The sequence below is a fragment of the Pseudarthrobacter sp. RHLT3-21 genome (assembly GCF_059383495.1).
Genome location: NZ_JBWZCI010000028.1, coordinates 38612 through 50426, shown reverse-complemented (window position 1 = coordinate 50426; position 11815 = coordinate 38612). Strand labels below are relative to the sequence as shown.

General features: G+C 64.8%; 11 protein-coding genes and 1 pseudogene. 4 read left to right on the top strand and 8 right to left on the bottom strand.

Annotation, left to right across the window (positions count from 1 at the left end):
* Positions 1-162: 162 nt before the first annotated feature.
* Positions 163-420, bottom strand: a complete 258-nt coding sequence (locus AC50YA_RS20525; protein ID WP_494984042.1) for a thiamine pyrophosphate-binding protein — start codon at positions 418-420, stop codon at positions 163-165.
* 41 nt (positions 421-461) lie between these two features.
* Between AC50YA_RS20525 and AC50YA_RS20520 the strand changes: the two genes are divergently transcribed.
* Both AC50YA_RS20520 and AC50YA_RS20515 read left to right on the top strand, forming a co-directional pair.
* The gene (locus AC50YA_RS20520) at positions 462-719 is read left to right on the top strand and encodes an antitoxin MazE family protein (RefSeq protein ID WP_494984041.1); all 258 of its coding nucleotides are present in this window, start codon (positions 462-464) and stop codon (positions 717-719) included.
* The gene (locus AC50YA_RS20515; RefSeq protein WP_494984039.1) at positions 716-1042 is read left to right on the top strand and encodes a type II toxin-antitoxin system PemK/MazF family toxin; all 327 of its coding nucleotides are present in this window, start codon (positions 716-718) and stop codon (positions 1040-1042) included. The genes AC50YA_RS20520 and AC50YA_RS20515 overlap by 4 nt, the downstream gene beginning before the upstream one ends.
* A gap of 126 nt (positions 1043-1168) precedes the next feature.
* On the opposite strand, the gene AC50YA_RS20510 is transcribed toward AC50YA_RS20515, so the two are convergent.
* The 3 genes from AC50YA_RS20510 to AC50YA_RS20500 form a co-directional block, all read right to left on the bottom strand.
* On the bottom strand, positions 1169-2512 hold the full coding sequence (locus AC50YA_RS20510; RefSeq protein ID WP_494984038.1) for a diguanylate cyclase domain-containing protein: 1344 nt from the start codon (positions 2510-2512) through the stop codon (positions 1169-1171).
* Positions 2513-2577: 65 nt separating this feature from the next.
* Positions 2578-3111: a GNAT family N-acetyltransferase gene (locus AC50YA_RS20505; RefSeq protein ID WP_494984037.1), complete on the bottom strand. Its 534-nt coding sequence runs from the start codon at positions 3109-3111 to the stop codon at positions 2578-2580.
* A complete protein-coding gene (locus AC50YA_RS20500) occupies positions 3108-3377 on the bottom strand; it encodes a type II toxin-antitoxin system TacA family antitoxin (protein ID WP_494984036.1) in 270 nt (89 codons plus the stop codon). Before AC50YA_RS20500 ends, AC50YA_RS20505 begins: the two co-directional genes overlap by 4 nt.
* 139 nt (positions 3378-3516) lie before the next feature.
* Here AC50YA_RS20500 and AC50YA_RS20495 point away from each other — a divergent pair, with 139 nt between their 5' ends.
* Positions 3517-4170 carry a Pr6Pr family membrane protein gene (locus AC50YA_RS20495; RefSeq protein ID WP_494984035.1) on the top strand — a complete coding sequence of 218 codons (654 nt, stop codon included), beginning with the start codon at positions 3517-3519 and terminating at the stop codon, positions 4168-4170.
* Positions 4171-4317: 147 nt separating this feature from the next.
* Positions 4318-4428, top strand: a pseudogene (locus tag AC50YA_RS20490) (DUF8462 domain-containing protein); the annotation flags it as partial.
* 424 nt (positions 4429-4852) lie between these two features.
* Here the strand turns inward: AC50YA_RS20490 and AC50YA_RS20485 are convergent.
* From AC50YA_RS20485 to AC50YA_RS20470, 4 genes are read right to left on the bottom strand one after another with little or no spacing between them, the layout of a single operon-like run.
* Positions 4853-6145 carry a Wadjet anti-phage system protein JetD domain-containing protein gene (locus AC50YA_RS20485; protein WP_494984034.1) on the bottom strand — a complete coding sequence of 431 codons (1293 nt, stop codon included), beginning with the start codon at positions 6143-6145 and terminating at the stop codon, positions 4853-4855.
* A 37-nt stretch (positions 6146-6182) separates the two neighbouring features.
* Positions 6183-9587, bottom strand: coding sequence for an ATP-binding protein (locus AC50YA_RS20480; RefSeq protein ID WP_494984033.1), 3405 nt, complete (start codon positions 9585-9587; stop codon positions 6183-6185).
* Positions 9584-10210: a DUF4194 domain-containing protein gene (locus tag AC50YA_RS20475; protein WP_494984032.1), complete on the bottom strand. Its 627-nt coding sequence runs from the start codon at positions 10208-10210 to the stop codon at positions 9584-9586. Before AC50YA_RS20475 ends, AC50YA_RS20480 begins: the two co-directional genes overlap by 4 nt.
* Complete coding sequence (locus AC50YA_RS20470) at positions 10207-11649, bottom strand: DUF3375 domain-containing protein (protein WP_494984031.1); 1443 nt, start codon at positions 11647-11649, stop codon at positions 10207-10209. The genes AC50YA_RS20475 and AC50YA_RS20470 overlap by 4 nt, the downstream gene beginning before the upstream one ends.
* Positions 11650-11815: the final 166 nt, after the last annotated feature.

Below are 11815 nucleotides of genomic sequence, written 5' to 3'. Positions count from 1 at the left end.
CCAAAAATACTCGCCCTCCCAGGACCGGCGTGGATCAACCAACCCAAGGAAATCCCCGAACAGTCAGCCGCCTAACTCCCGTTGGTACCGTTCAGCTTGAAAAATTCCGAGGCCGTGGCGGACAGCATTCGTGGCTCGGTATTCGAAGTCATGGAGGGAGAGTCACACCAGCCGTTTCAGGAAGTCCCGCTCCTGATGCCCGGGTGTCTTTGGCAAGCTCGGTTCCGACAAGCTATAGAGCATCGGCGAACCGTGTCCCGCGGACAGCACAAACCTGTCACGGTTTGCCCACTCCGCGTTGCTCGGATCGGACACAATGTGCCGGTGGAAGGGTGTGCAGCAGGGGGTTGCACCAAGGGGGAAGCCGTAGTGCCCGGATCCCGCCGCCACCACTTGGTCGACGGCGAGCCTCGCGCTCAGCGATCAGCTCAACGTCGCTTTGACCCCTATGAGACCGATTTCTGCCGCGCGCGCCAGTCGGAACCTTCCCCAAAGAATGCGCCGGTAAGCGTCCTGACCCAAGTCGATCCTGCGCGCTGCGGCACCGACTTGCCATGCGTGAACGAGGTTTCCGGCAGGTTCAGATGTGGGTGCCGGACACGCGCACCGAAGAGTTTAGGCGTGAGGCGCAGCGCCAGGCGCTCGCAGTTGCCGCTTCTGACAGGGCAGGCGACGACCAAGAGTTCATCGAGCAGATTTCGGAAGACTGGCCGGAGTGAATCGTGGTGAGCTGTGGACGGTGTCAGGCGGAACATATGCGCAAAAGCCAAGGGCGGCACTCATCATCCAGGATGACCTGTTTGCGGCATCGGAGGCGATCACCCTTCTACCACTGACGTCCCACCTGACTGATGCTCCGTTGCTGCGGCTGACGGTGGAACCCGGGCAGTTGACCGGACTGGAGCGAGTTAGCCAGATCATGATCGACAAGCTCACAACGGTGCGTCGTATCAATCTGGGGCAACGGATAGGTCGTATTGATTCCAAGACAATGCTTGCGGTTGAGCAGTCGCTGGCAGTCTTTCTCGGTCTGGGCCGCTGACGGCTCCGTAGCCTCAACCCCGGCGTCGTGGACTTTTCCACGGCCCGGGGGGAGTATCTGGGGTTCCGGCACCTGAGAACGAACCTGTTCCCCGGTGATCGAGCCTGTCGAGATCGGGTTCCGGGCTCAGCCGCCGACGGTTTCGGCCGGCTCAACCACTGCGGTTGCCCCGCCGTGGATTTCGTACCGGGCCTTGCCGCCGTGCTTGGCCCGGTACATGGCCGAATCGGCCTGCCGCAGCAGTTCCGTCGCGTCCGCCGTGTCCGCCGTGCGCTGGGCGACGCCCATGCTCAGGGACACGCGCAGCGACCGGTCACCAATCACGAACGGCTCGCTGAGAGCCTCGTAGATCCGCTCGGCGACGGGCCCCGTGGCGGGAGTGCCGTCGTCGTTATCCAAAACGACGACGGCGAACTCGTCGCCGCCCAGCCGGGCCACCAGGTCGTGGCTGCGGACGCTGGACCGCAGCCGCCCGGCCAGCTGGGCCAGCAGCGCGTCGCCGCCTTCATGGCCCAGGGAATCGTTGACGTCCTTGAAATCGTCGATGTCGATGAACAGCAGGCCCTCGTGCCGGGTCCGGCGGTCGCTGTCCGGCTCGAAGGATGCCAGCAGCCGCTCCGCGAGGGCCGCACGGTTGGCGAGACCGGTGAGGTCATCGTGTGTTGCCCGGTACGTCAGGGCTTTGTGGCTGTCCTGGAGCGCGGCGGCCATCCCGTTGAACGCCACGGCAACCTCGCCCAGTTCGTCGCGCCGGGCCACGTCCAGGCGGTGGCTGTAGTCGCCGGACTGCAGCTTCAGGACGCCGCGGCGGAGGCTGTTGACGGGCCGCATCAGGTCCTTGACCGTACGGCGTCGGAAGTACAGGGTGGCGCCGATGGCCGCAACGAACAGCCCGAACCGGCCAATCACCAGAAGGCCTTCGAGTTCGTGCGTGTCCACGAGCCCCCTGTTCAGCGCCCGGAGGGAGGACTGCTGGACGGCGGCCAGTTGCGCCCGCACGGTGGAGCTTGCAGCCGCGAAGGCAGTGGCGTCAGCTACATTGCTCCCCGCGAGGCCCAGCACCTGGTCACCCCAGAGGCCGGCGTTCTCCAGGCCTGTCTGCCAGTCCTGCTGTGCCGCGGACAGGGCCCCGGGCCGGCCTTCGTCCGCGGCCCGGACCGCAGCGGCCGCACCGAAGAGTGCCTCAATGTCCTGCTGTTCCAGGACAAACGCCTCCCGGTTCACGGGCGCCGCGGCGAGCAACTGGTGCCCCAGCTGCTCATGCGTATCGAGGGCGGCGGCCAGCTCAGAGACACTGCCGTACTCGGCCTGGAGCCGCCCGTTCGCAGCTTCCATCTCGTTCACCACGAACCGGACTCCGACGACGGTGACTGCAGCGCCGATGAACAGGGCCAGCAGCATCAGCGTGAATGCCCCGGACCATTCACGCTGCAGGCTAAAGGCACGCGGCGCGGTGGGGGTTTTATGCATGGGCGTCCTCGGAGTTACACGGCGCTTCCTGAATTCCGGTTTCGACAGGCTCGGTTTCGACGGGCTCAACCACCGGGAGAGAAATATTTCCTGGCAGTGGCAACCTTCATGTAGAGCCTTAGGTTGTCGCCTCCGGTTGGGACAAATCCGTGACGGGCGTACCAGTCAACCAAACCGGGATTGTCGGCGTCGACCACGATGATCTGGCCACCACCGAGCTCCGCAGCAGCGAGGATAGTCTCCAGCGCTACCCGCAAGAGCTGCCAGCCCCACTGGTTGGCCTTGTCGCCGCGCAGGGAACTGTCGAGTGCCAGCTTGGCCAAGAGCCAACCGGGGGCATCGCGCAGTACTTTTCGCTGGAGCGGCTTCGGCATGCCGTCGCGGACTACGAGAGTGGGGCAGATCGCGAAGTATCCGACGACGCGATCGTCCGATTCGAGCCCGTTCTCCAGAAGAAGGTAGACCATGCTTGAGCCAGCCTCGACGGCTTGTCCCGCGTGGTCTGTCAGCCACTCGTTGTAGGCGGGTTCACCACAGTCAAAAGCCCCCAGGTCATACCCGGGGGCCAGTTTCACGGTGCGGAAGGTCGGACCGTTCATGGACCGATGAGCCGCGGAAGCTGGGCGAGCCTGGCGAGTTCAGCGGATTCGTCCGGAACGTTGAGTGATGCCATCATGGCGTCGAAGACCTCAGGTGCCATCAGAGTGACGTCCGAACGCGAGATGATTTTTTGTGCGGCCTGTCGGGCAGCATCGGTTACGAACGCCGACTTGGAAACGTGCAGAAGTTCGGCAGCTTCCGTGATCAACTCATCCGTGATCGCGTCCGTGCGTAGCTCCAAGCGCCGTGTTTTTGTGCTTGTCATCGTATTTGCCTCCGTCACTCAATGTACGGCATTTGTACGGGGGTGGCCAGAGTTTCGACAAGCGCAGCTACCAGGTTTCGACACGCTCAAGCATCATCAGGCTGGGGACCCGGCGTTTCCTGCCCCATAGGATCTCCATATGACACCCAATCGAGGTCTCGCACTTTTCAGGTTCTGGTTTGCCCTGCTCGGATTCCTGGCCATATTCTTCCAGCTGACACACCTGCTCCAGAACGTTCCCGGCGCCTCTGCGTGGAACTTCCTCAGCTACTTCACCATCGAATCAAACGTCATCGCCGTCATCACCCTGGCCATCGCCGGCCGGTACGCGTGGAAAGGCGAGAGCCCCCGCTGGCTTGAACTCCTGCGCGGAGCTGCCACCATCTACATGACCATCACCGGGATCGTTTACAACCTCCTGCTGAGCAACATCGACGTCAACACGCCCATCCCCTGGATCAACGTCGTCCTGCACTACACCATCCCGACCATCATGGTGATCGACTGGCTAGTTGACCTGCCCAGAACCAGGGTCCCCGTCCGCACCTCGCTGATCTGGCTCGTGTTCCCCCTGCTCTACCTGGTCTACAGCCTGATCCGAGGTCCCATCGTCGACTGGTACCCCTACCCGTTCCTGGACCCCCGGGTCAGCGGCTACGGAACCGTCGCCGCCATGGCGCTGGCCATCTCGGCAGCAGCCTTCCTCTTCGCCCTCATCGCCGCGTTCTCCACACGTCTTCACATCGCCCCGGCACCCGCGGCAGTCACCTCCGGCGCCACCGAGCGCCGGTGATCGAGCCTATCGAGATCCAGAAGCCCGGCGGTGGTTTCGACAGGCTCTTCCAGCGCGAGCCTGTCCGCTGTCAAGCTTTATTAATCTATCGAAGCTTTATTAGAAATCAATAAAGTTAGACAAGTCTTGTAAGATCGTGCCCAGAAAGCCGCGGATGTGGCCGCAGTTATGGGGCGCGAATCCACTCAACTGGCTCCCACACGCTCAGAGCTCATTAACATGGGTTTGCTGGGCCGGCCACGGCGTAGGGGTGCCTGATGGCAGCGTCACCGCCGTATTCTCGCAACAGGAACTTGCGCCCAGATGCAGCAGCGTCGCTGCCAAGTTGTACAGCAGCCGCCTCCAGGGGCGAGTCGCCGGTCAATCGATCGGCCAGTGCATCGTAGTCCGTTTTCCTCTGATCAGTCATGGCTGGTACTCCTCCCGCAATCGCTTGAATTTTGGACCGAGTGTCATTGCTCCACTTCGGCACCACGTGCTCATTCTAAGATTTTGTAGCCGCTAATTGTGGCCCAATTATCGCCGGGCTCAACCACCGAGCCTCCTCCGCCTGGATGTTAAAGGCGTAACCCCGGCGATGTGGCGAACCAGTGATCGTTCCGGGGTCTTCGATTCCCACTATAGACCGCACTCATAGACCACTTGCGGTTTCGACGGGCTTAACCACCGGGCTTCGGCGGGCTCAACCACCTAGTCGGCGCAGCGCCCAGTCCCAGCGGATCAGTTCCTGCTCCAGCCTGACCGCGGTCCCGAAGGCATCATTGCGGAGCCCGTTGTAGACCGCGGACTCGTCAGCGGTCAGCCGGCTCAACACAGCCTTCGACGGCGTCGGCTCGCTGCCCCAGGCATCGCGGTGGGCCAGCAGCGTGGACTCGTCCATCAGCACGCCCACCACATGCGGGTGCACCGCGCGGAGCTGGTCCAGGATCCGGAATCCGTGGGTGTCCAGATCGCCCCAGTACAGGACCTCACAGTCGCGCAGCCAGCCGGCGTCCCGCAGCGACGTGAACCCGTAACCGCCACCGTAAATCGCCAGCGTGCCCGGGCGCCCGGGGAGGGCCAGGAAATTAACCAGGTTCTCTGTGATCAGGACTCTGGTGACGGGCAGGCGCAGGGTGCTGAAGGCCTCTGCGGTCAGGGTCAGATCGCGGGCCTGGCCAAGCAGCGGCACTCCAGGATCCAGCATGCGGAACCTGACCAGCTCCGGCGGATGCAGGAAGCCGTGCCCTGCGGCGAAGCGTGCCGCCGGCGTCCGGGCCGGCGTTAGCCCCAGCAGCGCGCCGGGCTCAGCGGGAGAGCCGGGAAGAGATTCATCCACTGACTCAATCTCGGTGCGCTCAGAATCCCCTCGCAGCCCCACCGCCAGCTCGCTGATCACCGCCCTGTGGTTCTCGATGAACTTGGTGTGCACGCCGGTTAGGCTCAGCTGCCGCACATAGATGCCGGGCTCGGGATTGTCCTCCAGCCATAGGGCCACCCGGGCGGCGTTCAGCGCATCGGCCCCGAGTTCCAGCAGCTGGAGCGGCCGTTTCAGCGCCCACCGGCGGAACGAGGAATGCAGCGCGGCCAGTCCGCCTGCGAGCTCCACGAACCGGGCCGCCTCCCGAGTCTTGCCCACAAATCCAATCTCGGCCTCGGCGGACGTGAAGACCGCCGCCGCGGGCAGCCGGTTCGCCCCCACAGTGGTGCGCCCCACCTCGGCAGTTTCCAGACTGAACGGGCCGACGGCGGCGAACAACTCAGCTGCCCACGCACTCGCCGCAGCGTAGTCACTCCGGAGCGTCGCCGCCGTCGGGCGTTTCAACGGACGACGGCGGGGGTACAGGCCGCCCGGTTCCAGCACCTCGCGCAGCAACGCACCGCTGCCCCAGGCCTTCAGCGACTGCGCCCGCAGGTCGGCCAGCGTGGTCCAGCCCTGTGCCCGCCCCGCCTGCTCGCCGCCTGAACGCCGATCAGCGCGGAGGTCCCTTCCCAAACCGCGCAAGCTCGCTTCGGGGCCCTCGGGACGCCGCTTAGGCACGCCGCGCCCGCTCGTCCCGGTACTCCTGGATGGTCATGTTCCGCAGCTGCGAATCGTCGCCGTTGGTGTTGGCCACGAAGCCCACGTGGGACACAAACGGTTCGATGACGTGGATCTTCTGCAGCGGAGTGACGATCAGCAGCTGCAGCTTCATCCGCTGGAACAGCTCGAGGCCGTACCGCGCGGACTCGTCGGACCCGCGCCCGAACGCCTCATCGATCACCACAAACCGGAAGCTGCGCCCGCTGCCGGCGTTTTTACCGGCACCCTTGCCGGACGCCAGCCCGAACTGGAACGCCAGGGCGGCGGCGAGGATGGTGTAGGCGAGCTTCTCCTTCTGGCCGCCGGATTTGCCCCCCGAGTCCGTGAAATGTTCAAACTCCTCGCCCGTTTCGGTCCACTTCTCCGAGGCCGAAAACGTGAACCAGTTCCGGACGTCCGTGACTTTGGCGGTCCAGCGCTCGTCCAGCGTGGTGTAGCCGTCGCGTCCCCGGAACCGCTCAATCAGGCGCGCCACCTGCAGGTACTTCTGCTCGGAATACTGGTCATCGTCGCCGATGGTCCCCTCCGAACAGGCGCGCAGGTCCATCCCGAACTGCCGCACGTCCAGGTCGGTGCTGTTCTGGTGCTCCAGCTGGATGTGCCGGCCGGTGTTGTACTCAATCCCGCCCAGGGAGACGTTGATTTCGCCGATCCGGTTCACGATGTCCTGCCGGCGGCTGTCCAGGAACGCGTTGAATGCCACCACCTCGTGGATGGTGTTCTGGTTCAGGGATTCCTTGAAATGTGCCTCGAAGCGGGGGAGATCGTTGCTGACCAGCTGCTCGAGCAGTTTGCCGAACTCGCCGGCAGACTCCAGTGCGGCGTCGATCTCCGTGGTCTCGTTGGGGTACTTGTTCCGGAACTCGGCCATCAGCCGGACAGTCTTCTCGGCGGCCCGGGCGATCTGCTTGGACAGTGCGTCGATGGTGTCGGTCAGTCCGGACCGGACGGAGCTTTCCACGGTGCCGGTGTTCTTGTAGGTGAGCGGTTTGCCGGCGAGTTCCGCGGCGGCGAGCCCGGCGACGGCGGCCAGCACGCCGCCGTCGTCAGTCAACGGCGTCTCCCGCAGGACGTCGCGGCAGTCTTCGATCGCCTCCACGATGTCCTTGGCGGCGCCGTCGTTGGAGCCGATCCGGCGCTGGACGTCGTCGGCCCGCACCTGCAGCCGTTCCAGCTTTCCGGAGAGCTCGGCTTCCTTGGCTGTCAGCTGCCGCAGCACATCGCTGGTGGACTCCAGCTGGGCCTTCTCTGCCTTGAGCTCTTCGATGCGGCGTGCGGTGAGCTGCCAGCTGAGCTCGGCGAAGTCGGACACGGCCCCGACAATGCCCAGTTGCTGGTTCTGCCGGCCGATGGCGCCCAGGGAATCGTTGACCCGGGACAGCTGGCCCGCAACAACAGCAAGCTGGCCCTGGACCTCGTCCTGTTCGGCCCGGAAGCGGCTGATCTTGTCCAGGTTGTCCCAGCCCAGGACGTAGTTACGGCGGTCCGAGAGGTCCTGCCGGTCATCCTTTTCGTGCCGGCCCCGGCCTCCCTTGAGCTGGCCGTTGGCGGTGAGGGCCTTGGAACGGCGGCGGAAATCCTCCAGGGTGTCACAGCAGAAATAGTCGAAGCGGCTGCTGAGTTCATCCAGCAGGAAATTGCGGAACGGCGTTCCCTGCTTGATGGCGATCTTCGCCGCCAGTGTTCCCGTCTCGGCCGGCTTCGGCGCGTACGTTTCGCCGATCTTCAGGTACACCAGCCGGCCGCGCAGGTTATTGCCGTCCACCCAGCCGCTCACCGCCGCGTAGTGCTCCGACGGCACCAGAAGCGACAGCGCAAAGCCGCGCAGGGTGCGTTCGGCGGCGCCTTCCCAGGCCGCCTCGCCGTCGCGGACGCGCAGCAGTTCGCCGGCATAAGGCAACTCGGACTCCGCGATGCCCGTCCCGTCGCAGAGCCGACGGCGGAGCTCCACCTGGGGGCGCGGCAGCAGGTTGGGGCGGGCCTGCAGGCTGGTCAGCTCCGCGGCGATGTCCGCCGCGCGGCCGGTGAGCACCGTGCGCGTCATGGTCAGTTCGGTGCGGCTGTCCTGCACTTCGTCGGCGCTGGCGCCGAGTTCCTTTTCGACGTCGGCGAGCCGGCCCCGGTTGACGTCGAACTGGACGCGGTCCGCCGGCGCTTGAAGACCGAGGTCTGCCGCGGCGTCTGCGTACTTTTCGAAGCGCACACGCTGCGCCCGTGACTCCTCGCCCAGCCGCGCGGCCTCGGCCTCGATGGCGGCCAGCCTGCCGCCGCCGTTGCTGCGGATGTCCTCCTTGACGGCGGCGAGGTCCAGGCGGAGCTGGGTGATTTCAGTGGCCAGCTTGCCGCTGTCCTCCTGCAGCCGTAATCCGGTGTTCTGCAGTTCCGCCTGATGCTCGATGCTCAGCTGAAGCTTCCGGTCCGTGAACCACGGGTGCAGCTGGTCCCGCTGTTGGCGGGCGAACTCATCGTCCCGGCTCAGGGCGCCGTGCTGGGCCGCGCCCACGGTGATGGGTGTGAGCAGCCCGATCTGGTCCTTGGCACGGAGGACGGCGTCGTGGGCCTTCTTCAGATCGTCGAAGTGGTGGATGAGGTTACCGATCCGGGCCTCGACGTCGTCTTCCTCAAGCATGTTGGTGCGCACGAAGTTGGTGATGTTCTCCACCTGCTTCATGGACACCGTGCGGTGGAACAGCTCCATGGCCTGGTTGCCGCTGATGCCGAACTGCCGCTTGAACGCCGCAGCGTACGGCTCGAAGGTTTCATGGATGGACGCCCCGGCGGCCCGGAGCTGCTTCTTCAGCTTCGCGGGGTCCTGGCCGAAGTTGGCGAAGTCTCCCGCGATGGATTGCTCGCCCTCCATCAGCGAGTAGAAGCGGTTGGGCTGGCCGGCTTCCTGGGTGGCCCAGAGGGTGATGCCCAGTGTGATTGATTTGCCCAGGACGGCGTTGTGGAACACGCCAAGAACCACGGTGAGCTTGCCGGTGCCGCGCAGGGCCACGGGCTTGGAGTACTCGCCGCCGGCACTCCGGGTGCTCTTGTGGAAGCCCCGCACATATGACATCAGCGTGCGTTCCTTTTTCTGCGCGCCCGCGGCCTTGTTGTACTCGATCCTGTTGGCCGGCAGCAACAGGGTGGTGATGGCATCCACCACAGTGGACTTCCCGGAGCCGATGTCGCCTGTTAACAGGCTGTTCGAGCCGTCCAACCGGAAGGTCCGCACCTCCTGATGGAAGGTGCCCCAGTTGAGCAGCTCCAAACGGTGCAGCCGGAAGCCCGGGGGAGTGCCGGCGTCGTCCGCTTTTTCATCCAGGCTGAACAGCATGTCCTGCTGGTCAGCCGCCGTCTCGGTGGTCATGCGCGGTCCTCTTCCTTACTGCCGGTGGCGGTGGTTCCGGTGAGCGAGGCGCGGTAATCGGCCAACCGCGCCTCGAATTCCTCCAGCCACTGGGCATCCACGTAGGCCTTCAGGATCCGGGCTACCTCGAAAGTCCCCACCTGGCCGCGCAGTTTCCGCAGGAAGCCCAGCTCCACCACTTTCTTGATGTTGGTGCCGAGCTGGTCCAGGATCCGCGCCTCGTTGCTGGATTCGGGCAGGAAGACGGCCACCATGTCCGCGATGTCCTGCTCGGTCATGATCAGGCGCAGTTCGCTGCTGTTGGTGTCGAATTCGAGCATCCGGCCGCGGAGAAGTGCCAGGAGGAGGCTCACGTTGAAGGTGAGCGGGCGGCGGGGGATGAGGCGCGGCAGCGTGCCGTCCGGATCCTCGCGCGATTTCAGGAACGCGTAGCCTTCGGACTCGTCCAGGATCAGGTCAAGGCCCAGGACGGCCACGTAGTCGCGGACATGGGAGGACAGGCCCAGCAGCGACTGCCAGATCTTCTCGTCGGACTCGGCGTACACCACGCCCTTGAAGAGCTTGGTGACGACGCCGGGAAGTTCCTCGGGCGTGTGTGTTTCGGGTGCGTCTGTGGTGGTCATGCGGGCCTCACGAAGATGATCTGTTCGACGGTGGCTTCCCGGATGCTGCCGTCCGGGAGCTGCCAGGACAACTGCTGTGACTCGTCCGGGTTGATGGAGGCCCAGTCCGATTCGGTGGCGAGCTGGTAGTAGGCCACGATCTCGGCCAGTCCCTGCGAGAGCGGATGGGCGGCCGCTACTTCGCCGAGTGTGGCCTGCCCGTCGCCGGCAAGGACGTCGTCAATGTTGGACTTCAGCCGTTCCGTGTCCACGTGGAACTGGCTGAAGAGGGCGCCGGCGTCCACCTCAGTATCGTTTGCCGCCACAACAACGTCGTCCACCATGATCCGCCGGCTCGGCTCATAGAGCGGCCGTTCGAAGGGGAGCGCGACGTCGACTGATTGGGCGGCGATCTCCATAAAAACGCCCGACGGCGGCACCTCCCGCGTGCCCAGCGCGCCGGATTCGATGCTCCTGACGAGCTGCATGATGCGTTTGTTCTCCAGGAACACCTTGTCGTCCAGGAGCCGGCGCATCTGCTGCGAGAGCTGGCGGACCGTCGCCTGCGTCTGCTCGACGGCGGGCAGCCAGTCCTGGTGCAGGTTGGCCACGGCGTGCAGATTGTCCAGTTTGGCCAGGGCATCGATCTGCGTTGCCCGGTGCAGCAGATCCCGCAGTTCCGTTCGGAGCTGCGGGGACATCAGGTAGTCCCAGAAGCCCTGGAACGTGCGGCCCTGGAGGGAGCCGCTGATGTCCTGCTGGTTGGCGAAGATGGAGGCCAGCAGCTCGCCCTGGGTGCCGTCCCACGTGGCGATCTGCTCACGGACCTGCCGGTCCAGCTTCCGGAAATTCTGCTCCACCTCACGGAAGTCGGAGAGCAGGTCCTTGGCTAAGGTGGTCAGCTGCTGGAAGTGGTCCAGGGCTTCCGGTGCGGTCATCACGCGGATGTTGCCGTCCCTGATCCGCTGCATCTCGGCGTCGATCCCGTCCCGCTGGCGCTGGAGCTCCGCCAGCCTTACCTCCGGGTCGGTTTCCGACTGCTGGACCAGGGCCTTCAGGACAGCGAAAATGCTCGTCAGCCTGGATTGGGTGGCCACGAAGTCCCGCCCGCTCAGGCTCTCCACCCAGCGGACCACGTCCTCGGCGGCGGCGGTGAGATCGTAGCGCGGCTCGTCCTGGCCGGGAACGTAATACTTCCGCAGCCAGGCCCGTTCCGGGGCGGCCCACTCGTCCAGGTACTCCCCGGCCGGCCGGGGAAACTTGTCGGGACCGAAGACTTCGCGGAGGCCGAACAGGACATCATCGAGGTGGTCGATCAGTTCCTGCCGGCCGATGTCCCGCTCGTTGGGGCCGGTAAAGGCCTTCATGAAGAAGGACACCGCCAGCGGGGCGTTCTGAGCCCGGAGCAGGGACCAGCCCGCGTGGTTCTCACGCAGTGCGTTAATGGCGTAGAAATCCATGGCGTCCTCAGGCTGGGGTGCGGTTGTTCCAAAACTACACGGGGCCCACGACAATTTCCTTGGGCGCCGGCGGGCTCAACGACCAGGCCGGTGATCGAGCCTGTCAGTAATCGAGATCGAGAAGTCCGGTGATCGAGCTTGTCAGTAATGATTGATGTGGGGGTCG